Raw genomic sequence first — 22,103 nt, forward strand, 5'->3', positions numbered from 1 at the left:
GCCGTTTGACATAGCCAATAGTCTGAATGGCTGCCCGCATTGAAGAGTAAACATTTTCAGAGTGAGAATGGGGGTACTCCGATATCCACCTTAACCTTCACGATCCTGCGCAATCCGCTCCGCAACGATATACACCGCCTCCAGCTCACTACATCCCCGCTCGCGCATGATGGCAGCCCGCTCCGCCTTCTCGTGCTTCTCGGTCATGGCAAGTGCCAGGGATAACGGCGGTGGCACATTGCGGAACAGGGCTTCCAGGTTGTCGGAGAGCACCACGCCCTCGACGTACTTGCCGGGTTCCTTGCGGGCCGAGAGCAGCAGGCTGCGCTGCACCTCGCTCAGGTCCTTGAAGCGGGAGATCTGCTCGACCTCTTCCTTGGGCATGACCAGGCAGAGCCACCACTCCATCATGTTGAGCATCTTGCGGCTGGCGTTGGGGAAGTCCTCCAGGTTCTGGGTGGCGATCCAGAACCAGGCGCCGAGCTTGCGCCACATCTTGGTGATTTTGACCACGTAACGGGCCAGCAAGGGGTTGGTGGTGATGATGTGGCCCTCGTCGGTCACCACCAAGGTGGGCCGGGCGTCGTGCTGGTGACGTTCCACCAGGTCGTTGATGTGGCTCATCATGGAGATATAGGCCACGGTGAGTTGATCCTCATAGCCTTCGCGTGCCAGGATGCCCATCTCCAGGAGGGTGACATCGGCCTCTGGCCAGGGGGTGCCGGGCCGGTTGAAGAAGTGGCCGGCGAGCCCGGAACAGAACAGCGCCATGCCGTCGCCCATCTCAATCGCCCGGTTGCGCCGGTGCTCGGGCAGGCTCTGATCCTGACCGATGGTGTGCAGGGCGTGGACCACGTCTTGGGTGATGACCTGGGCTCGCCCGCTCTCCTTGACCGTCTTGGCGGCCAGGAAGATGGCGTTACGGATCAGCAACCGGTCGGCCCGGCTTATGCGGGCATCTTCGCGCTCATCGCCGCCGGTGATCATGATGCGGGCGGCGATCTCCATCTCGCCCAGGACGTCACGGCTACCCCCCTCCTCCTCAGCCTCTTCGTCGTCATCGATCAGCTCATCCGGCGCCTTGGCGAGACGCACCCGGTGCTCCTTGTCCAGCACCCGGATGGCATCGGCGAACGGTGGCAGACTGACATCCTCATTGGGGTTCAGGGTCACCTGGTTGACGGTGACGCCGTGGGCCTGGAAGTGTTGTCCCAACAGCGTGAACGAACCGCCCGCCTCGATGATGAAGATGCGCGGGCGATAGATCGCGGTCATCTGTTGCAGCAGGTAGACCAAAAGCGCCGATTTGCCTGCCCCGGTGGGACCGAGGATCAGCATGTGGGCGTTTTTCTTACGATCTTCCCGGTGCAGCGGGTCAAAGGTCAGGGGTTCCGCGCCACGGTTGAAGAACACCAGCCCCGGGTGGCCGGTGCCCTTCGATCGGCCATACAGGGGCAGCAGGTTCGCGGCATGGCTGGAGAAGACCAACCGCGAGCGGCGACTGCTCCTGTCCAGGGCGACATCATAGGCCATGGGCAGGTTGCGGATGTAGCTGTCGAGCGTCAGCAGATCGGCCTCCTGCAGGATCGGTTGCAGACCGTTGGGAAGCAGCAAGGCGTTCAGTTGGTTGACGTTGGCACGCAGTGCTCTGGCATGCTCGCCGCGCAGGTAGAAGGCGATGCTCACCGGGTAGAGCTTGTTGCCCTGCGCCATCTCCCGCTCCACGAGTTCCGCATCCTCGCGCGTCAGCGCCGCCTCGGCCGAGCCCCCCACGGCGGCCCGTTTGACCTGGGCGATGTGATTGCGGGTAAAGTCCTGTGGCCTGAGCGTCAGGGTCAGCACCATCACGGTGTGTTCGGGCAGTCGATCGAACAAGGAGAAGACATGGTCACCGGCCTCACGCTCGGCGGTCATGTGACCCACCGCCGGCGCCCGCCGTAGTCCTTGAATCGTGACCAGGGTGTGCGGCAGTCCATCAAACCACCAGGTGGCGGTTGCATTGTCCGAGCGTGGCATGCTGAGGGTGAACCGTTCGGCCAGGTCATAACCGAACGGAAGCTCCTCGTCACCGGGATAGGGAGCGATCTCCAGCAGCTTGTCGGGATCGCCATCCGCGATCTCGGGTTTCGGGTTGAACCACTTGAGCAGCCACTCGTAGAGATCCTTACCGGTGGCTCGCCGCACACGGATACCGGCCGAGGCCAGCGCCGCAGTCCACTTGATCGCCACATCGTTCATCGCCTCTTCCACCTCAACCGCCGGCGGCATCTTGCCCTTCACCTTCAACCGGCGATAGAGCGTGGCGCGGACCCGGCGCACCTGCCCGCGCCAGTGGGTGCCGGTTACCGCGGTATCCTCGAACAACCCACCGGGACGGGTGATCCGCGCCAGATGCTGGGCAAAGGTCGCCTGAAAGTGCCGGGTGAAGGGGGTCTCCTGGACACTCGGTTGCGCATAGCCCGCCACCTCCTTCTGAAACGCCTGCAGGCTCGGCTCATCCTGCACATAGACCTGCAGGATCCAGGGCGCCTCGTCCTCCTCGGGTATGGCATCGCTGAGTGCCGTCTGGATTGCGTCGCGCAATTGCGTCATGAACTGGGGGGTGCGGGCCTCGGTGCCCGCGGGCTGGATTTCGAACAAGGCACCCACGCTGACGCCATCCTCCAGCAGGAAGGTGCGGCTGTTGGGGTCGTAATCGACCCAGGGCAAAAGATCGGTAAAGGAAGGTGGCCGGGCATAAAGCCGCTTGACCGCCGCCAGGGTCACCGGTGCTTCCGCCCTATCCTGATGCCTGTCCGATGGCTTGCCTGACACGGATTTCTGCCCGCTCATTGCTGCTGTCGCCTGGCGGGCACCTCACCCGGCAGCACGTACTCGATCCGCTCATACAGGGGGAAGGTGGTCACATAGCCGGGTACCGGTGCCGACTCCTCCCCCGCCAGGTGCGGAAACAGATACATCACCAGGGTCGGATTCGGCAGCCGGGGGAAGATGACATCGATCTCGTCGTACGCCTCCCGGGTGTAGCCGTGCAGCGAGCCGTCCCTATCGACGACGGGACGCTCCCCCAGCGCCTCACGCAGGGTCAGGGGGTCGCGCGCGCCCATCTCCTGGATGTGTTGCTGGTAGATCGTCTGCATCGACGGGCCGTCCTGGGGCAACACGGCGTCCTTGGTGCTGGCACAGCCGCCCAGCACCAGGCTAATCCAGCCGAGCACGCTGATAAGGATCGATGGTTTGTGCATGATGGAGTCTCCTACCTTTGAGATCGAGATCGATCGGGAGCTCGACGTCTACGTGGATGGCAATGCGGGTACCGGCCGGCACGAACACGGCATCGAAGCTCTGGGACTGCCGCTCCGCGAGCCACTTGGCTACCTCGTCACTGCCGCCGGCGAGGGTCTTGCCGAGCACGAAGGTGCCGCTGTTGCCGGTAACGCTGTTGGTCACCGCGCCGCTCTCGCTGACGACCGATGTGGTCTCGGCCGCGGCCGCCGCATCGGCCGCCGCCTGAATGGCCATCACGCCGATACGCTGGGTGAGAAAAGCGGGGGCGTTGGTTTTGCGTTCGCCGCTGATACAGGGGATACCCTGCGGGTCCGAGATCCAGCCCAGGGATCGGTCATTGCCCCCGGCCCGAGCACCCTGCTCATCACTGGAGACGGTGCGGATGGTGCCGTCATCGAAGACGAAAGTGACCGAGTCGAGCCGCCCGGTCACACAGGAGAGGGTCCAATCCCCAATGGCCGTGCCACTCCACACCATGCCCTGCACCCCGGGCACGGTGAGACCGTTGGCGGCCAGGTTGTCGGCACCGGTGATCACCTTGAACGGCATCGGGTCACGTACCTGGCCCTGTACCGGCACCCGGCCCACCAGGGCGGTCATGGCCGTTGAGCCGATCAGGGTGGCATTGCGTGGCACGGTGTAGACGGGATGCAGCCGGTCCAGCTCCCGGGCGATCTGGCCGGTCTGCTCACTGACATCATTCAGCGCTTTGCGGGTGGACTGGTGGACCGGTTGCAGCAGGCCGTTGCCGTTGGTGCCAGACACATCGTCATCGATGGCATCCAGCGGATCTATCCAGACCACGCTAGCAGATGGCGCTACCCCACCCCCATCGAAGCCCAGGCCGACCGGAATATCGTTGGCGCCCGCGGTTGGCTTCACCTGGGATAGGGATTGTGACAAGGCATCCATGCGCGCGGTCAGCGAGGACAACACACCGGAATCCAGCCGCTGGCGGGCCGCCTGATCATGCTCGCGCGACAACAGATCCCGTTTCACGCGGGTGGCCACGTTCTCCTCGATCTGGGCGCGACTGCTCAGCAACTCGCGGTTCTCATTGCGCAGTGAGGTGTTGTCCTGGCGTAGGGCCTCGACCTCAGCGGTCATCGCCGCCACGTTCGCAGTCAGGGTCTTGATGGTGTCGGCCGGCGTATCCGCATCCGGCACCGGTGCCTGCGGTACCGCATCCAGCACTGCCGGATCGTGCGGCCCGCTGGTGCAGGACTTGAGGGTGACGAACAGCAACATCAGCACCACGACACCGGCAAGGAGGGGTAACAGTCGATTGCTGGTTGCTAGGGCCATGAGTCCCCCCTAGCGCGAGGCCGCGAACGGCCGGGCCGAAATCAGGTAGACGGCCGTGGTGTCCGCCTCACTGCCGGCGGCCAACAGGCGGTTGTGCTGAAAGGTCGCGGTCAGCCAGGTGCCGCGCAGGTCGCGTGGATCCAGTATCTGCGGTCGATCGGTACGGTTGGTCAGTTTAAGCGCCGTGACAAACAGACCCCCGGCGCGCCAAGCCACCAAGGGGGTGGCGTCAACCATACCACCGCGCAACAGGCTGACCGGGTCACGGGTTACCGGCACCCGCACGATACCCGGCAGATCCCGAAGGAGGCGCGCGGGTGCATAGAGCTGTTGGGCGGCGAAGCGGGTCAAGGCCACATAGCTGTAGTTCACGGTTGAGACGTCACGCGCGACAGGTGGTGCTGCCGGGTCTTCCCTACTCTTACCAGCCTCTTTCACGAACAGCCGCAGGGGATGGGACTGGCCACCCGTCTCCGACGCCGACACATCGAACAGATAGAGCGGCCCTCCATCGAGGGTGCGCAGCATGATCCGGGTGGTGTCGAAGGGTGCGCTGGCCAGGAAATAGACCGTGCCATTGACGCTCTGAGTGCGCAACAGTGGCTGCAGGGACGCCGGCAGGCCGACCTTGACTGATCCCGGAAAATGCACCCATCGCTCCTCGCCCACCTTGAGGTCGAGCCGGATGGGAGTCTTGTCCCACTCGATGCGCTCAATGGCACCCATCTCGGCATGGGCGATCGACTCTATCAGCAGCAGACCAATACCAATCCAGAGAACAAGGCGCTGTGTGAGAAAAATGGATTTGCGGGCATTGGTTGAACGCATAGATTGATCCCTGTTCTGTCAGTGGCCTTTCCCGGGCTCATCAGCGAGCTCGGCCCCGCTCAGCCGCCGTGGACCGGTCGCGCCATAGCCATCCAGCGCCAGTCCCCAGGGATTGGTCTCCGGATCGACCGAGAGGCGCACCACACGCAAGGGGTAACGGATGGTCGTCTTCTTCACCGTCATTCCCTTTACCGACTCGAAAAGATCCAGATCCAGCCACACCACCCAGACACCGGGCGCCAGCACATCCACCCGCCGCTCCTCATAGCCATGGTCGGGCACCTCCTGAACACCGCGCACCCGGTAGGCCAGCTCGCCCTGCCGGCCTTTCAGCTCCATATCGGCGATGAGGTCGGCCCGGTAACGGGGCGTCACATAGGGCGCAATGCGAAATATCGCCTTACCATAATCCCTCGCTCCGTCGTCGGGCCAACGATTGACCTGTTGGAAGATATAGAAGGCAAAGGCGTAGACGTTGGCCGCAGGCACTTCGTCAACGGCCAGGGTCGCCCCGGAGCGCAGATCCGGTGGCACGTGCACCGTCAGGTAACGGGAGGACTGACTCCAACCGAACCACAGCGCCAGGATGACGATGATCTGCAGACCGATAATGGTCCACAGCGACCGCAGATGCGCACGCACGTTATCGATCTCGTAGCGGTAACGGCGCACGCCGGCTCCTCCCGATATCCCAGGCGCCACTGCGACGGATGAATGGAGATCGGCGCAAGCCGATGTCATCCAGTCGAATGGCGATCCGCTGCTGGTAATACCCCTCCGGTCGGCCGCGCTTGAGACGCTGAAACAGACCCGCCGTCACGACAACCGTGGCGACCACGCCGACCCCGGCAATGCCGAAACCCATGGTGACCGCGCCCATCAACCCTGCCAGGAGGAGGCTGACAGGCAGCCAGATGAGCGCGGCCACGCCAACGATCATGCCCAACTCGGATGACGAACAGCCCTTGAAAATGGCCGGTTCCGCGTTGAGCCGATTGGCCAGTATGTCGTCACGATCAGGCATGGACGGTTAGATGATGCCGGCGGCTTCGGTCAACAGGTAGCTGGCGAAGATCAGCACGATGGCACCGACGATGCCCAGCACACCGACCTCCGCCCACTCGGCCTTGCCTTGGCGTGCCTCGTTGAACTTGGCGAATCCCAGATAGGCGATCCACAGGAAGCCGAGCACCGCAATGGCTAGGCCGAGCACCAGGCCACCATCCTTGATGTAACCCTTGATCAGTGCGATCCAGTCACCCGCCGCCGGTGCTGTACTGGGTGCCACCGGGGTCGGCAAGGCGGCCCACGCCGACTGGGTGGCAGCCATCACCAGTAACCCGGTTGCAGCGATGCCTTTTCTGATTGTTTTCACCATGATTGTGTTCTCCAAGATAACGGGGATGCCCCCTACTGATGAATACCGGGGTACTCCCCGAACGCAGCTGGCGATAGCGTGATTCCATGCCATCACCGTAGATAAAAACCCAACACCATGAGCACGATGCTCGCCCGCAGGGCACTCCAGACCACATCGAACAAAACCACCTGGCCGTTCTGCCAGGCCCTGAAGGAGCCCAGGGTCACCCAGATCACCCACATGAAGGCGAGGACGATCACGATGGCCGCGATGGCCATCAGCAGCGTGGACGGCGTCACCCCGGAACCTGCCTGAAATGCCGCATTTTGTGCGAGTGTCATAGCGGTTCATCAGCGCCGGTAGTCAGCACGTAATGGAGGAAAGGTTCTGGGTTCAGCGCGGGGCGCATCGATGTGCTCCAGAATACCCTGCCGGACTCGTGACAGGTCTTTCCGCAACCAGTCATAGCGAAAGCGAATCCGTCTATCCGGCTCAGCTTGGGACTCCGCCGTCTGAATCAGTGGTTCGAACGCTTCGAGTTCGTGGGCGATCCGTGCCAGTGCTTCGCGCTCGGCGTCAGCATCGGCAAAGAGGGGTTGAAGTGGAACAACCGTGCCGAACAGTCCGACTATCAGCAGGTGAGCGATTTGCATTGATGGATTCCTCATGGTGTTCATGAGGTGCAATGGTGGGGTACCGGGTAACTAGGGGATACGGAAAATCAATTCCGATTGGTGCGTGGTTTTTGGCATTAGATTTATAGTACGCACTAGCAAATCAGCCTCTGACATATACCGACAAGGCTACTTCACGTTCCAGGTAAACAGGGATTTGAGGATTTTCTTGGCATCAGCAGAAGTCGACGTTCCGAAGCAGATGTTGTAAACAAGTGTAGCTCCAGAACTCGACCTTGGCCGCCTCTATCAGGCGACCATCTCGAAGGAAACAATTATTCATTTCGCGGCCGCGTAAATCATGATCTTTCCTGATAATGAACCCAGGCCATGAGGTAGAATTAGTTATTTATTTTCAGGCATACGGAGCCGGCGCTGCACAGGGAAAAGCCGTAGGTCAAAGTGATCCACAACTAAACCCCATAACCCCTTCGGGAACCAGATGGTAACGATCACCGCGAGCAAGCCAAGGGAGGCCAAATACCAAGTACCATAGTCTTCAAATATTTTTGAAAGGACAAAGAACAAGATTGCTCCAATCAAAGGACCTTCAATGGTGCCGGCACCACCTATGATCACCATAAATATGATCAGTGGAGACCAAGAAATTCCAAATGCGGCATCGGGAGAGATGCGGATGTTGGCGAGGAAATAGAGTGCGCCTGCAATACCAAAGCCGAAGGAAGATATGACATATACAAGAAACTTTATTTTTTTGACATCTATGCCCTGACTGCGTGAGGCCACTTCACTATCTCTAATCGCTGTTAAAGCAAGGCCAAATCGAGAGCGTAGCAGCATATATACCAGTAACACTGAACCGAATGCAGCAGCTACTGCGATCCAGAAGGTAACAGATTCACGTGTTGCTCTATCAATTCCGCGTAACGCTGTGAGACTTGCTCCGGAACCTCCACCTAGTACGTAGGTGTTGGCAACAACTAGTCTTAATACTTCTGCTATCGCCCAAGTTCCGATGGCAAATGCCCCACCTGGCAGCCGAAATACTAACTGTGAAATTGGGACAGCAAATAGTGCGGCAATAATTCCCCCTAAAGCAACTGAAGTGAAAGGATCTACACCGACAAAGTTTGCCCAGACAAAGAGTGAATATCCACCGATTCCAATAAAAGCTTGTTGTCCAATTGACACCAATCCACCGTATCCTCCAAGCAAATTCCACATCTGCGCCATCGCCATGTAACAAGCAAGTTCGGTAAATAGGCGCAAGTAGCTAGATCCTGCCCAAAACGGCATAGAGATAGATAAGCCCAATAGCACTATGGAAATGATCAGTGTAATCATTCCTGCCTTGGTGGAGCGTTGGACTTCAAATGTGTCCGTGCTAGAAGAGAGCATACTCGCAGTGGAGTTTGCAGAATAACTATTCATCACAACCTCATATAGATTTTGCTTATCGGGTTTTTGGAAAAAAGCCATTGGGCTTAAACATCAACACGGCTACAAACATGACATGTCCGACCAATACCCCCCAGCCCGGGTCCCATCGTGCCCCAATCGATTGAGCAATTCCCAATAGCATGCCACCAGCGAGAGTTCCCCAGAAAGAACCCATCCCACCAATAATTACCGCTTCAAAAGCATAAATCAGCTGCACCGGCCCATCTGTTGGTGTGAAGGTCGTGCGCATTCCATGATATATTCCGGCGACACCAAGAATACCAATTGCTATTGCGGTAGCGATCGCATAAACATGAGCATTGTTGACCCCCATCAGTGCAGCTGCATCATGATCATCGGATGTGGCTCGAAATGCTCTGCCAATCCTGGTAGCTCCGAATAGCCATTGCAGCAAAAATGTCAAAATCACTGCGGTAGCTAGAATGATTACTGGCAGAAGACCTGCCGCTAGGCCATCAGTCAGCTGAATACTCTGAGCTTCAATACCACCAGAATAAATTGCTCTTGAGTCGGCGGAGAAATATTCCAGCAACAAGTTCTGAATAAAAATCGATATACCGAATGTTACGACCAGGGAGCGCAAAGGATCTTTGCTTATTGTTTTGTTCAATACACCACGTTGAAGAGCGTAGCCAATAACAAACGCAATAGGAACAACAACAACCATTGCACTGAATGGATCAAGCCCTAAGGTTTGGGTGGTAATGTAGCCTATAAAAGCCATGAGTATAACCATGTCGCCATGAGCAACATTTACTAGGCGCATAACACCGAACATCAGTGACAGGCCCAGGGCAAATAGGGCATATAGACCACCAACAAGAACGCCTTGTAAAACGGCATCAATCCAATAGGTCATCAGCTAAATCTCCTCATCGGTTATCACGCGCCTAATCGCCGAAATAGGCGTGAGCTATTTCATCGTGGGTAACTTCATCAGAATTCCCTTGAAGTGACACCCGCCCTTCCTGTAGACAATAAAGCCTCTGTGATACACGTTTTGCTGTGCCTACATCCTGTTCAACTATGATCGCCGTTAAACCTTCCTGGGTTATTTTTCCCAAGGCCGCGTAGATCTCTTTGATAACTATGGGAGCCAATCCCAAAGATATTTCATCACAGATCAATAGTTCTGGATTACTCATCAATGCCCGGCCGATTGACACCATTTGCTGCTGACCACCTGATAGCGAGGTAGCGGGCATATCTTGCTTTTCCTCTAGAATGGGAAACAGTGCATATATTTGCTTGAGAGTCCACCTTCCTTCTCTACCTGTGAACTGCCCCATTTTCAGATTTTCCGCAACAGAGAGGCTAGGAAATAGACGGCGTCCTTCTGGTACCATAGCGATACCGTTACTTACAATCTCATGAGGCCTGCAGCCACCTAAATTCTCGCCTTTATAAAAGACCGATTCTTTATCAACCTGCAGCAAACCTGTTAAGGCTTTAAGGAAGGTCGATTTTCCTGCTCCATTAGCTCCGATGATCGCTACTATTTCATGAGTATGAATCTCGAAATCTATACCAAACAGTGCCTGAAAATCACCATAAAAGGCCTTTAGTTTATGTGTCGATAGCAGCACACTCACACTTCTATCCCCATATATACCCGTTTAACTTCCGGGTCATTCATGACTTTATCCGGATCACCATCAGCTAACTTTGATCCGAAATTGATGACTAACAATCGATCAGCCACCGACAGTAGAGCGTGTACAACATGCTCGATCCAAATCATAGACACGCCCTCTGCTTTAATATCGCCTATCAAATCTACCAGTTCTTTTGCTTCATGTTCTGTCAGGCCTCCTGCTATCTCATCAAGCAACAACACTTTCGGTTGTGTAGCCAGCGCTCTAGCGAGCTCAAGCCGCTTACGATCTAGCAGTGTCAAGCTGCCTGATAGTAAATTAGCCTTTTTTATCAAGCCGGTTTTTTTCAGTACGTCAATGCAGATCGGGTCTGCTTGATCTTCTGACATATTTCCGCCGTAAGTGGCCCCTACCAGAAGATTCTCAAATACCGTCATCCCTGAGAAAGGATGGGGTATCTGATACGTACGCCCTATACCTTGCCGACAGCGATTCTGAGGAGATACACGGGTAATATCCTCACCGCAGTAAAAGATACTTCCATTGTCAGCACGCACATCACCACTGATCAAATTGAATAGTGTTGTTTTACCGGCACCATTAGGCCCGAGAATACCCAGCGTCTCGCCATCTTTTAAGATGAAATCAATATCATCTGTAACCTTGAGTGCGCCATACGACTTACTCACTTTCTTTAGTGAAAGGACAGTCCCCACAGACATACTCCTCTAGCTGGGAAACAAATATCAGCGGATGAGGCGCCGTAGAAGGCGCCTCACATAGACAATCAACTTATAAGTTTTAGCTCGCTGCCTCGGGGAATATGGGGAGCAGCCTTATTGTTGACAATGACGAGATCATATTTGAACTTGTCACCTTTTACCCACTGCCCGCCAACCAGCGGTGTCTTGGCAATATTTTTTGCCGGACCATTCCCCCATGACACGGGTCCTACGACTGTTTGTACGCTGGTGGTGGTAATGGCATCTCGAATAGATGCGCGCTTATCGATGTTTGCCGTGCGCTTGAGTACGTCAGCCGCCACTTCGAACAATGCGTGCGAGTAGCCCAAGGGTTGTGTCCATTGCCTTCCAGTGGCGCTCTCATATGCCATGGCAATCTCAGATGCGCTCTTACCAGTAAGAGAGGAGTTGAATGGGTGATTCGGGCTCCACCAGACTTCACATGAGAGTCCCTCTGCTAAGTCTCCCATCGCCTCTACTGCAGTAGGAAACAAAAGCCCCTTTCCTATCGACATCACCTTGGGTGTAAAACCCTGCTGCTTTGCTTGAGTCCAGAATGTCTTAACATCAGGCGGAATCATATTGCCGGTAACAATCTGGCAGTTTGCCTCTTTAAATGCCGATATATAGGCGCTGAAATCCGAATTCATCACTTGATAGCGTCCCGGATCGGTCAAGTTAAAACCGTCTATAGCCAATGCAGGAGGAAGTCCGAATTCACGATCACCCCAGGCATTTCCATCTGTATCATTGGCGAACAGTCCGCCCACCGACATGTTAGTGTCTACCGATTGCCACATATCCAGAAAGACACCAATCACATCCTCCAATCCCCAGAAAAAATGGTAGGTCCAATCGAAACCTTTTTCAGTAGAGCCGCCTCTTCCAAAAAGCCATGGTTGCCATGGCGATACCGTGGAAATACAGGGAATTTCATTGAATTCACATTGATCGGCAACTGGGTTGATTGTTTCTGGTGCCGCAGCAACCAACATCAAATCTATTTCATCTCTCAAAATAAGGTCTGCAGCTACAGCACCTGCCTTTGTGATATTCGATTCACTGTTCTTTACTATAATTTCAACGGGGTGCAATTTCCCGGCAATTTCAATCCCCGTTTTAAAATGCTCACGCATCTGCTCAATCACATAACTATCTGCCTCGCCAAACGGCGCTAGAGGCCCGGTCAAAGGAGTGACGTAGCCAATCTTGATCGTTCTCCCTGTGTCGGCTACTGCCACATTACTCATAGCGGACACGCCTGCTAAACCTGCAGTTAGTCCAAAACCCGCAATAGTTTTAATAGCGTTGCGGCGACTCATGTCAGCACAGGACTGCTTATCTATCTTGTTTCTGTTTTTCACCGGTTCCTCCTAATAGGGATTTTATCTCTATCTGATTACATGACGTGGCGACAAAATTATTTTTTGCTTTAAGCGACACCGTCGTCGCTTAATAAGCATTAGTGCAATCGGTGTGCCAGTTGGATATAGCTATCTGTCGTGCGTTAATGGTGCGATTTTCCGTTAGTCAGGGCATTTAATGCATTACAGGTGCGTTGAAATATTCATAGTGAGAAATCTGTTTCAATGCGAGACAAAGTGATTGACCTATTTTCAAGCAGGTCAGTGCTCAGTAATAAATTGGAATTGTTTAATCAAGCACCTCAATATGCGACGTTCCACAGAAACATTTAGTTGCCTTGATAATGGAATGCACTATTTGGCGATGAAAGTTCTTATTAATATTTCTCGTACTTTCTGACAAGAAACGTTAAAAGTATAATCTTGCACTTGATCCATTAATTATTTTGTTTAACGGTATGTTAATTTTTTGTCTAGCATGATCCCCTTAGTGCGTTTATAAACAAAGGCCGGTGATAGAAGCTATCACCGGCCATAATGTGGAGTTAGCCAGTTGTACTTTGATATTAACAACTCCTACACAGTGCGTGTATGCGCTCGATATCAATAGTTTTTCACGTCAGTAGATTTCACAGCCCGGCAGCCCGCAGGAGATCAAATGATCACTGGGGAAGTTGGTAATGATCTGACACCCATCTTTCGTCACGACAACTTCCTCTTCTATGCGCGCGGCTCCAGACCCATCATCAGCTCCCTTCCAACACTCGACAGCAAACACCATGCCTTCCTTAAGCACGGTTTCCTGCCCCATATAGCGGCGTGAGATTATTGGGCGTTCCCATAGACTTAGCCCGATACCATGCCCAAACTGTAGCAGGAATGCCTCATCTTCATTTTTGTAGCCAAACTCTTCCGCTTTCGGCCAGACGGATGCCACTTCATCTATGGTTACGCCGGGTTTGATCGCATCCAGCGCCGCATTAACCCACTCCGAGCATTTCTCATAGGCGTCTTTCTGGGCCTGATTAGGTTGGCCGCAAATAAAAGTGCGGTAGTAGCAGGTCCGATACCCATTGTAGGAGTGCATGATATCTAGAAATATCATATCCCCAGGCTGGATAATTCGATCAGAGAAGGTATGGGAGTGCGGTGCACCCCGCGGGCCTGCAACAGAGTTTACGCATTCTACGCGCTCCGAGCCGAGTTTGAATAACTTTTCGTGTGCAATGGCAACCAGATCGCTTTCTTTGGTACCAGGTCGGATGGCTTGCGCAATATCCATGTAGGTCGCATCGACCATGGCTGCCGCCTGCTTGAGCAGCTCGATTTCCTCGGTCGTTTTGATCTCCCGGGCATCCAGCATCGCCTGCTGACCATCTACCACGATAATCCCTTCCGCCTCTAGCGCGCGCAGCATGGACAGTTCCATCAGATCAATACCAACCGGTTTGTCTTCGAGCCCCATTTCGACCAAGCTTTCCTTGATTTGGCGAGCAAATACTTTTTCCACACCATAACCGGCCTGCACCGCACCTTGCAGAGTACTGATCGGAGCACCGATCCGGTCGGTCAGCCAAGGAGAGGATTTGCGCTTGGCGGGTGGCGCGGGGTCCCACAAGAATGGCTCGCCACAGCCCTCAGCCGGACAGAGAACATACCGGTCAGACTTGTCACGGGCCCACTCACCAATGTGAGTCCCTGTCACGTAACGGATATTATCGAAGGTGAAGCAGAGAACGGCGCCGAGACCCGCATTCTTTATGGCAACTTGAGCACGTTCTTTACGTTCCCTATTGAGCTTCGCGAAGTCAACGCCTGCTTCCCAGTCTTTACCCATGGTTCCCCAGGTCGCTGTGGCATGAGGTCGGTTGTAGTGCATGTAATTCTCCTTGGTTTGATCCCGGTAATAACGGGTAGTATTGTGAAGAGTCATATTCAATTTGTGACTTACAGTGCAAACTCTGGGCCAAGAATTGTTAAGGCCTTCTGTAATCTAATATTGCGTAACATTTGCACCTGACTAACCGAGTAAGTGCCTGTAAAACCAGACACATCCAATTCAATTTGAAACACCAGTAACATTTTGACCGAAGCCATTCCGGAGTATTAACCTGCGGTTTTCGAGTATGCTGCTCGCCTAAGTATTTTTCGTGTAAATTAAATAGGTTTGTCGAGAGAAATGAATATATGAATTATTGATGAAACCGTTAACCAATGAATAAGAATACCCATGCAAAAAAAACCCGGCTATAGAAACCGGGTAAAGAGGAGGATTTTAGCTCATTCTATTTATATTCTAGTCAGATAAACAATGAATCAGCTATAAGAAGCTAATTATGTTACGCATAGCATAAGCCCTTTAAATACTGCTTGTCACGATAGCACTTGAAAGGCATTTCAAATAACTTATTCACTCAATCACCAATACGGCCCGCTTCCTGAGTTCTCATCACAATGCGCTCAAGCAATTCAAAAGTCTCTTCTATATAAGCCTTATCCAACCCGCGCGTGATGAATACGATCCGTGAGCGGCGATCGCCACTAGGCCATTTCTCCAGCCAATCCAAAGAATGAAATATTTTTTGTGCACCTTGGATCACGGCAGGGTGTCCGGGTCGTTGCTTTATATTTAACAAACCTTTGACGCGCAATAAATTGGGTCCTGCCTCCTTAGTCAAGGCCTCTAGAAACAGCCGTAGCGTCTCCATGTCGATTGGCTCATCTCTGACCACACAAAAAGTATTAATATTTGGGTCATGAGCCGCCTCGTCCTCAGCTGTTGGTGCATGGCCTATCTTCGCATAATATGCCGCCGCCTCCTCCCTGGAGGCCTTTTCTAGAGCAAGTTCGTCCTCTCCATTTCCCTGCTTACTTTCGATAATCTTAAGCCAGCTTTCCAATTCCTCTAGCTTTGACTCTGGATGCTTGAGACCAAAGCCGAATAGCATACCTGGATCTGACGATCCGGATACCGACTCAACAACACTTGCTGTAGGATTAATTTTGCTGATCCATAGTCTGGTCTTGTCGTAATTCTGCTGATCATCCGGTGTAATCATGTCAGTCTTAGTTAAAACTACACGGTCCGCTACCGCTACCTGGCGCACACACTCAGGGAAACTGCTCAGTGAAAAATGGCCATTGATAGCGTCAACGGTGGTGACAACACCATCTAATTCGTAGCAGGAACTAACCATGGGGTCTGTCAGTATAATTTGTAGAATAGGACCCGGATTCGCGATACCGGTAGTCTCAATGACGACCCGTTCGAATTTGGGGAGCTGACCGCCTTGTCGCTGAATATAAAGATCACGAAATGTATCGATTAGATCCCCTTTCACCGAGCAGCACAAACATCCGTTCTCTAACTGAATAACGGATTCGTCGCTACGTTCTACTAAGTCATAATCAAGGCCGATCTCACCAAATTCATTCACAATTACTGCGGACTGCGCCATCTCTGGGTGATTTAGCAATGAGTTCAACAGCGTTGTCTTACCACTACCCAAAAAGCCAGTGATAATTGTGACTAATATTCTTGACATGGAAAACTACCTCAATTGACTGTTTGACAGGAAACTTATTTGGCATGGCATCAGTAGGTGTCTTCACACTGCAATCCACGGGAGATCAAATGATCTCTGGGTAATAATTTTGTGATGAAATAACACCCAGCCATCATCACCACCAGGTTGTCAAATAGATTCGTGAGTAACAATAAGTTCCGACCTGCCGCAGTTTAATAAATTGCGACCTATAGATTATGTCCGCAAACAAACTACTTCCTGTTCTCAGGAGAACAGGGAGAAGCTCGGATACCTACCAGAACCCCTCCCTGACTAAACACCTTAGATTCGAGTCTATTTACATAGATAACCGTAGATCCCCGACGTAGCAGCTCTCGTCAGACTCGACTTGAGCGTCCAACTCCAAACTTTTGTAGTCCTTGTGCATCACTTTGATCTGATACTTTGTAGGAACTGGATCCAAATGATCAAATTTGAAATCCCCATAAACGTCAGTGCTAGCGGTCGCTATATTCTTACCATTCTTACGCAATGTAACGGTAGCCCCTTCCAAGCAGCGGGTTTCATCTGGAGAATCACCAATCACGCTTCCTCCGATAAACCATTTGCTGAATCGCCACAAATTTCGATAGTACACCCTGGGCTTGGTACCCAGCTCAGATCTCAGGACTTCCAATTGCTCCCGCTTTGCAATGTCCGCCATCTCGTCATCACTGATTTTCAGTGATCTGAAAACACCGGTTGGGCAGGATTGGACACAACGAGGCTCTTTCCAGCCAGCATCTAGTAAGTGAGCATCAAAGATCCACTTCTGAGGAAGTTGCAGTTGGTCGTTCCACCAGATAGCCCCGTATGGGCAGCTACTTACTATATCTCTGCGCCCCCTTGCCTTCTCCGGATCAATAATGACGATACCGTCATTGCGTTTCGTGACTGCTCCTCGGCCAGCCTTTACACAAGGTGCATTATCGCAATGATTGCAAGTCTGGACACAGTATGCGGCATCAACCATATGGCCGCTCCCCCTAACCTTACGCTCTATGCGAATCCATTCATGGCCATGCAAAGGCTGGGGTGCTGCATAGCCCGGGAAGTCGTTACCCACATGCTCGTCTTTTGTGGAGAGAAAACAGTTGTTGCAGTTTTCACATTTTTCAACATCGATAATCAGATTCCACTTTTTCATATTAAATTCCTGCAATCTATTGTTTATCTGGGCCAATTCGGACATTTTGTCCCGGATAGATTTATCTCTAGAAGAAGTCAATAACCTAAGAAAGTTAGCTTGCCTTCTTACTCTGCTGACCAGGGGACCATGCCTCTATCTCAATCAAGCACGAGTTGGCAGCCATCCCTTCAGTTCCCTTTTGCTGTGGACGGGAAGAGGTAAGCACATTGGCACAACCAGCCCTATCGACGATACCCTTGGGACCGTCAGGAGTATTTTCGATGGGATCAAAATCAGCACAAGACTCAAACGTTTTAGCAAGGCCTGGCGCCACTAGAGCTGAAATATCAGCCACGAAGATCACCGCACCTCGATCGTTGTAGGCGCGAACCAGGTCGTGATGCTTAATACCACGCGCCTTGGCATCGGCCGGATTGATCCTAAGCACCCAGTAATAATACCCATTCACCAGTACTCGGTGGTCTGCCACATCATTGATTGTGCTGTCTTTGGCATCGCCATAGGTATGGAAGCTATAGCGTGGATGAGTGGATACCATCTGCAGTGGATATTTATCGTATAGCTCTTTGGAGTGTGGCCCTTCCCAAGCAGGGATATATTTATTAAGAGGTGGACGCTCGTCGTTATCATACCCCTCTCGTTTCAAAGAGTTGGCAACGAATTCAATCTTTCCAGACTGGGTTTCCAATCCTTTACCAAATTCTTCGGAGAACTGGGAAGGGAGCGGCATCGGCTCTGGCGTGTCTTTTTTACGCCCTTCAGCAAAATGCCGCATTGAAACAGGATCTCTTGTTTTTTCTGGCTCTGCTGGAACAACATAGTAGCCCTTCTCTACAAACTTCTCCCAGCTGATTTTCTTGGAAAGATCGCCAGACCTGAAAACGCGTTTAACCCAATCAAGCTCACTACACCCTTCAGAAAATAACGCACCTAAGCCCAATTTGGTGAGTATATCAAGGAATATCTGGTAATCTGACTTGGACTCTCCAAGTGGCTCGATACACTTATGCTGCATCACGATCATGCGGTGGTTCAACTGCGAGTTGTTGTGGTGAATGTAACCGGAACAGCCCGCCCACTCACCAATATCATTACGTTCGAATGAAGTACAGGCCGGCAGGATAATGTCGGCAAACTTAGCATCGCCCTCAAACCATATCGATTGATTGACAACGCAATCTACAGACTCGTGCCGGTATGACTCCATAAACCGAGTTGAATTTGCGATTGTACCGAACGTGGAGTTGCCATAGCGCCATATCATGTGGATCTTGGAGTAACCAGGCATCGGATACTCAAAGGGCGACAGTTGTGCCTCGATAGAAGAGCCATCCCACATGAACCCTACTGAATGTCCATTCACGATAGCATCACAAAACCGCTGCCGTGGAATCATTTGCTTGACTGGGTTCATTGTCAGCACATGCGGCATACGCTGGTAGTTGTTAACTGCACACGCAGTAAACTGTAACTCACCAGAAATACCCCCATCTGCATAGCCAGGAAAGTAATGGGTATAATCCAGAGGTGCGCCAAACTGCAGATTACCAAAGTTAATACCCGGCTTACCCCATCCCTGCATCGCCATCATCAATATCATGCAGCGCGTCCACTGTGACCCTGTCGCGTTGCGCCCCGCACCACCCCATCCTGAACCAAGGCCACCGCAGGAAAGATAAGTTTTCTTGTTACCCCAAGAACGGGCCAGCGCTGTTGCTACATGCGCTGGTACACCTGTTTCCTTTTCTTGCCAATCTGGGGTTTTGGCAACACCATCAGACTCACCCAAGAGATACGCTTTCCACTGATCAAAGTCGGTTGTGTTTTTGACAATGTAATCTTTATCGTAGAGACCTTCTTTAACCCATACGTACATAATTGCAGTCGCTAACGCTGCATCTGTTGCCGGCCTGATCGGTATCCAACGCCCACCAAGTAGTTGAGCAGTGGGGTTGAGATGGGGGTCAATATGCACAAAGTCGATGCCCAATGACTTGGCCCACAACCGGCGCTGTGTACCTTCGTAGGCACCATACAACCCATTGGTTGACTCCGGGTCACTTGACCAGAAAACGATTTGATCCGCCTCCTTCAGACAGTCCTCTACAGTGCCATAAAATCCTGGCACTCCCAGACGCATGGCGTTTCCGTAATGGTGCATCGCTCCCCAGTACCATCCCTCCCAACTGTCCGGGTTCGGATGCACACGAGTAAATCCGATCAGATTACCAAAACGCAGCAAGGAACTCAGATAGTACCCCACATTACCCCACTGATGATGAGATGGAATCGGCATGGCAATAGATCCCGGTCCGTACGTTTTCTTCTGACGCTTAATCTCGTTAGAAACAATATCAAGCGCCTCTTCCCAACTGATCCGTTCATAGCCGGAAATGCCACGATTTTGAGGATTCCGTTCACCATTTGGATCAAAATCAACTCGCTTCATTGGATAGAGATTGCGATTCTTTGAATAAACCATGGATTTCAGGGCCATGGAGTAGGGATTAACGGTTGTTTTACGGTTAGGGGTAAAAGACTGCCCCCTGGCTTTGATGGTCCAACTTTCGGCGTCTGAATCGTCGAGATCAATCGGTGTGATCCGAATGATCTTGTCACCTTTCACATAAACAAACAGGGGCCCACTGTTGGTACCGGTGGTGTATCGTGTTGTTCCATCCGGCATTTTTGTCCCGTACTTCAGTCCTGCGGTGCCGATGCGATTCAGTAGCTGCATAAACCACACAACCAGCTTATCGTCACCCAAAGTTAGCGCTTGAAAGTTTTTCGCCGCATGTACAACCTCTCCAAAATCCGGATTGGGTTTCATAAAGGTCAGCGCAACATCGATATCCTTAAAAACAATGCTGACATCTGGATTGCTATGAATTCCCTTTGATGATCTGACCTTTCCATTGTTGATAGTGTAGTAGCGACCAATAGAATCATCTTTGAGCTTTATCTGAGCAACGCAGTTGTGCTTGGAAAGCTCCTTGAAGAAATCCTTATTTTTTTTTGCAGTATGCCTAAGTGCATGGGACAACCCGAACATGACCGTTTTAAAAATAGCTTTCTTCATTGGTTCTTCCTCGTTTACAACCTTAAGATATTTATAGTTTGACCGGTACCCTCGTCGGTTTCCGGTATAAAAGTGAATCATGGATCAAGCAAAATATTGATCTTTACATGCCGGCACCTATCTAATATCAGTGCATATACATATTCTATGTTCTGCCAATGGGTCTTTTATGTTCTATTCTATATCTGCATAGCAATCCATGTGCCAACGGAGTGCTACGAACCCTGTTTGATCATAGTGTAGAGTCTGGCTACGCCGGTCCTCTAATACCCGCAATTGCCCAATGCTCCGTGGAGCAACAAAAGTAGCTTCTGAAGCTAGAGAAATAATTTTAAAATGGCTAACAACAGAGGGAAATTCAGGCATCACGCAGGCATTTGAGCGCGGCTTTATATATCAGCAACATTGATTCATGCGTCGCATTATGAGAAACATGAATCAGAATGGGAGCGATGGACTGACTCTTACGGGTGCTCGTCCATACTTATAATATGTAGTAATTACACTGCTTAATGGTCCGCTATGAACTGTTGCGTTCCAGCGTGATAATAACCTACGCTTTTTAGGTTATTGACCTAATAAGCCATCTAGGCTTCGCACAGACCACTCACCATTTCTGCAAGAGCCAGCGAAGCGGTCAATCCAGGTGACTCAATACCAAACAAGTTAATAAGCCCATCAATCCCATGAGTATGCACATCTTGTATTAAGAAGTCTCTGAAGTCATCGTTGGGACCTTGAAGCTTGGATCGTATCCCCGCGTAATCCGCCGTCAATCGCGACCTATCAATACTTGGGTAGTAGTTTTTTATCGCATTGTAAAAGTTGTTTTTCCTGTTTTCATCAACCTGGTAGTTGATATCATTTACCCATTCCACGTCAGGTCCAAACCGCACCTGACCAGCCAAATCCAACGTCGCATGAATTCCTAACCCACCCGCTGCAGGGACAGGATAGATTAGATGAGAGAAGGGTGCCTTGCCTTGAAGGGAAAAGTAGTTTCCCTTGGCTAAATAGGTTACCGGTATATGTTCAGCCGGGAAAGATTCGGAATTCCGCAACACCTGTGTACTCGTTAGGCCTGCGCTATTGACCAGAAACCGGGTTTTCAGGCGCATTCGTTGGTCACCATCAAAAAATACCTCCAATCCTGTTCTGGAAACCTCGAACTTGTCGGCATATGTTCTGAAAGCCAATATGCCCCCATTTGATTCAACCTCGTAAGCCAGGCTGGACAAATAGTCATGCACATCAAGTACGCCTGTGGATGGAGAGAAAATGCCTTCGACAGCGTTGACCTCTGGCTCAAGCTGGGTAATCCTCTTTGCTGACATCCGTTCAAGATCATCTACTCCATTGTCTAAGGCCATCTGTTCTATTCGTTCGAGCACCTGCAGCTGATCTAGAGTGGTTGCTACGATCAATTTCCCAATGCGAGAATATGGGATTTGATGAGTGTCGCAATAGGTGTAAAGATTCTCTTGCCCCTTTCTGCACAAGATCCCTTTTAGGCTCCACTCAGGATAATATATTCCAGCGTGAATAACCCCACTGTTACGGGACGATGTCTCGGTACCAAAGGTTCGCCTATTTTCAACAACGATAACCTCTAGCCCAGACAAGCAAAGTGTCCTGGCTATAGCTAAGCCGACAACACCCGCTCCTATCACAACTGCATCCGTCTGTTCCAAAAACAATCCCACCTAAGTATACAATTCCCTAGCCCATT

Annotated in this window: 19 protein-coding genes; all 19 read right to left on the reverse strand. The window is 52.1% G+C overall.

Going from position 1 to position 22,103, the window contains the following annotated elements; translation table 11 throughout:
- Nucleotides 1–90 precede the first annotated feature (90 nt).
- A complete protein-coding gene (locus tag A3GO_RS0115020; RefSeq protein WP_037375562.1) occupies nt 91–2,832 on the reverse strand; it encodes a conjugative transfer ATPase in 2,742 nt (913 codons plus the stop codon).
- On the reverse strand, nt 2,829–3,245 hold the full coding sequence (locus tag A3GO_RS0115025) for a TIGR03751 family conjugal transfer lipoprotein (protein ID WP_051302409.1): 417 nt from the start codon (nt 3,243–3,245) through the stop codon (nt 2,829–2,831). Before A3GO_RS0115025 ends, A3GO_RS0115020 begins: the two co-directional genes overlap by 4 nt.
- Nucleotides 3,202–4,593 (reverse strand): TIGR03752 family integrating conjugative element protein, encoded by a 1,392-nt coding sequence (locus A3GO_RS0115030; protein WP_029134100.1) that lies wholly within the window; start codon nt 4,591–4,593, stop codon nt 3,202–3,204. Before A3GO_RS0115030 ends, A3GO_RS0115025 begins: the two co-directional genes overlap by 44 nt.
- Before the next feature lie 9 nt (nt 4,594–4,602).
- Nucleotides 4,603–5,421: a TIGR03749 family integrating conjugative element protein gene (locus A3GO_RS24070; protein WP_051302412.1), complete on the reverse strand. Its 819-nt coding sequence runs from the start codon at nt 5,419–5,421 to the stop codon at nt 4,603–4,605.
- A gap of 18 nt (nt 5,422–5,439) precedes the next feature.
- On the reverse strand, nt 5,440–6,093 hold the full coding sequence (locus A3GO_RS0115040) for a PFL_4703 family integrating conjugative element protein (protein WP_029134101.1): 654 nt from the start codon (nt 6,091–6,093) through the stop codon (nt 5,440–5,442).
- Nucleotides 6,065–6,445, reverse strand: coding sequence for a TIGR03750 family conjugal transfer protein (locus tag A3GO_RS0115045; RefSeq protein ID WP_029134102.1), 381 nt, complete (start codon nt 6,443–6,445; stop codon nt 6,065–6,067). Before A3GO_RS0115045 ends, A3GO_RS0115040 begins: the two co-directional genes overlap by 29 nt.
- Before the next feature lie 6 nt (nt 6,446–6,451).
- Complete coding sequence (locus A3GO_RS0115050; RefSeq protein ID WP_029134103.1) at nt 6,452–6,799, reverse strand: TIGR03745 family integrating conjugative element membrane protein; 348 nt, start codon at nt 6,797–6,799, stop codon at nt 6,452–6,454.
- Nucleotides 6,800–6,891: 92 nt separating this feature from the next.
- Entirely contained in the window at nt 6,892–7,122 is a 231-nt protein-coding gene (locus tag A3GO_RS0115055) for a TIGR03758 family integrating conjugative element protein (protein WP_029134104.1), read from the reverse strand.
- A gap of 9 nt (nt 7,123–7,131) precedes the next feature.
- The gene (locus tag A3GO_RS0115060) at nt 7,132–7,434 is read right to left on the reverse strand and encodes an integrative conjugative element protein, RAQPRD family (RefSeq protein WP_037375564.1); all 303 of its coding nucleotides are present in this window, start codon (nt 7,432–7,434) and stop codon (nt 7,132–7,134) included.
- A gap of 366 nt (nt 7,435–7,800) precedes the next feature.
- Entirely contained in the window at nt 7,801–8,847 is a 1,047-nt protein-coding gene (locus A3GO_RS0115065; RefSeq protein WP_245621751.1) for a branched-chain amino acid ABC transporter permease, read from the reverse strand.
- Between the two features lie 22 nt (nt 8,848–8,869).
- Nucleotides 8,870–9,736, reverse strand: coding sequence for a branched-chain amino acid ABC transporter permease (locus A3GO_RS0115070; RefSeq protein ID WP_029134107.1), 867 nt, complete (start codon nt 9,734–9,736; stop codon nt 8,870–8,872).
- Nucleotides 9,737–9,767: 31 nt separating this feature from the next.
- Nucleotides 9,768–10,469, reverse strand: a complete 702-nt coding sequence (locus A3GO_RS0115075; RefSeq protein WP_029134108.1) for an ABC transporter ATP-binding protein — start codon at nt 10,467–10,469, stop codon at nt 9,768–9,770.
- On the reverse strand, nt 10,466–11,188 hold the full coding sequence (locus tag A3GO_RS0115080) for an ABC transporter ATP-binding protein (protein WP_245621752.1): 723 nt from the start codon (nt 11,186–11,188) through the stop codon (nt 10,466–10,468). The genes A3GO_RS0115075 and A3GO_RS0115080 overlap by 4 nt, the downstream gene beginning before the upstream one ends.
- Before the next feature lie 71 nt (nt 11,189–11,259).
- A complete protein-coding gene (locus A3GO_RS0115085; RefSeq protein WP_029134110.1) occupies nt 11,260–12,579 on the reverse strand; it encodes an ABC transporter substrate-binding protein in 1,320 nt (439 codons plus the stop codon).
- Between the two features lie 619 nt (nt 12,580–13,198).
- Complete coding sequence (locus A3GO_RS0115090) at nt 13,199–14,458, reverse strand: M24 family metallopeptidase (RefSeq protein WP_029134111.1); 1,260 nt, start codon at nt 14,456–14,458, stop codon at nt 13,199–13,201.
- Nucleotides 14,459–14,993: 535 nt separating this feature from the next.
- Entirely contained in the window at nt 14,994–16,124 is a 1,131-nt protein-coding gene (locus A3GO_RS0115100) for a CobW family GTP-binding protein (RefSeq protein ID WP_029134112.1), read from the reverse strand.
- Between the two features lie 319 nt (nt 16,125–16,443).
- Complete coding sequence (locus A3GO_RS0115105) at nt 16,444–17,292, reverse strand: 4Fe-4S dicluster domain-containing protein (protein WP_029134113.1); 849 nt, start codon at nt 17,290–17,292, stop codon at nt 16,444–16,446.
- A gap of 94 nt (nt 17,293–17,386) precedes the next feature.
- Nucleotides 17,387–20,374: a molybdopterin-dependent oxidoreductase gene (locus tag A3GO_RS0115110; RefSeq protein WP_029134114.1), complete on the reverse strand. Its 2,988-nt coding sequence runs from the start codon at nt 20,372–20,374 to the stop codon at nt 17,387–17,389.
- 587 nt (nt 20,375–20,961) lie between these two features.
- Nucleotides 20,962–22,065 (reverse strand): NAD(P)/FAD-dependent oxidoreductase, encoded by a 1,104-nt coding sequence (locus tag A3GO_RS0115115; RefSeq protein WP_029134115.1) that lies wholly within the window; start codon nt 22,063–22,065, stop codon nt 20,962–20,964.
- Between the last annotated feature and the right edge of the window lie 38 nt (nt 22,066–22,103).

Source organism: Sedimenticola selenatireducens DSM 17993, assembly GCF_000428045.1.
GTDB lineage: Bacteria > Pseudomonadota > Gammaproteobacteria > Chromatiales > Chromatiaceae > Sedimenticola > Sedimenticola selenatireducens.

Bases quoted from the DNA above. Each gene is read 5' to 3' on its own strand.
- A3GO_RS0115110 (WP_029134114.1), bottom strand. From the start codon at position 20,374: ATGAAGAAAGCTATTTTTAAAACGGTCATGTTCGGGTTGTCCCATGCA.
- A3GO_RS0115050 (WP_029134103.1), bottom strand. From the start codon at position 6,799: ATGGTGAAAACAATCAGAAAAGGCATCGCTGCAACCGGGTTACTGGTG.
- A3GO_RS0115055 (WP_029134104.1), bottom strand. From the start codon at position 7,122: ATGACACTCGCACAAAATGCGGCATTTCAGGCAGGTTCCGGGGTGACG.
- A3GO_RS0115105 (WP_029134113.1), bottom strand. From the start codon at position 17,292: ATGAAAAAGTGGAATCTGATTATCGATGTTGAAAAATGTGAAAACTGC.
- A3GO_RS0115090 (WP_029134111.1), bottom strand. From the start codon at position 14,458: ATGCACTACAACCGACCTCATGCCACAGCGACCTGGGGAACCATGGGT.
- A3GO_RS24070 (WP_051302412.1), bottom strand. From the start codon at position 5,421: ATGCGTTCAACCAATGCCCGCAAATCCATTTTTCTCACACAGCGCCTT.
- A3GO_RS0115100 (WP_029134112.1), bottom strand. From the start codon at position 16,124: ATGTCAAGAATATTAGTCACAATTATCACTGGCTTTTTGGGTAGTGGT.
- A3GO_RS0115065 (WP_245621751.1), bottom strand. From the start codon at position 8,847: ATGAATAGTTATTCTGCAAACTCCACTGCGAGTATGCTCTCTTCTAGC.
- A3GO_RS0115045 (WP_029134102.1), bottom strand. From the start codon at position 6,445: ATGCCTGATCGTGACGACATACTGGCCAATCGGCTCAACGCGGAACCG.
- A3GO_RS0115060 (WP_037375564.1), bottom strand. From the start codon at position 7,434: ATGCAAATCGCTCACCTGCTGATAGTCGGACTGTTCGGCACGGTTGTT.
- A3GO_RS0115030 (WP_029134100.1), bottom strand. From the start codon at position 4,593: ATGGCCCTAGCAACCAGCAATCGACTGTTACCCCTCCTTGCCGGTGTC.
- A3GO_RS0115070 (WP_029134107.1), bottom strand. From the start codon at position 9,736: ATGACCTATTGGATTGATGCCGTTTTACAAGGCGTTCTTGTTGGTGGT.
- A3GO_RS0115025 (WP_051302409.1), bottom strand. From the start codon at position 3,245: ATGCACAAACCATCGATCCTTATCAGCGTGCTCGGCTGGATTAGCCTG.
- A3GO_RS0115020 (WP_037375562.1), bottom strand. From the start codon at position 2,832: ATGAGCGGGCAGAAATCCGTGTCAGGCAAGCCATCGGACAGGCATCAG.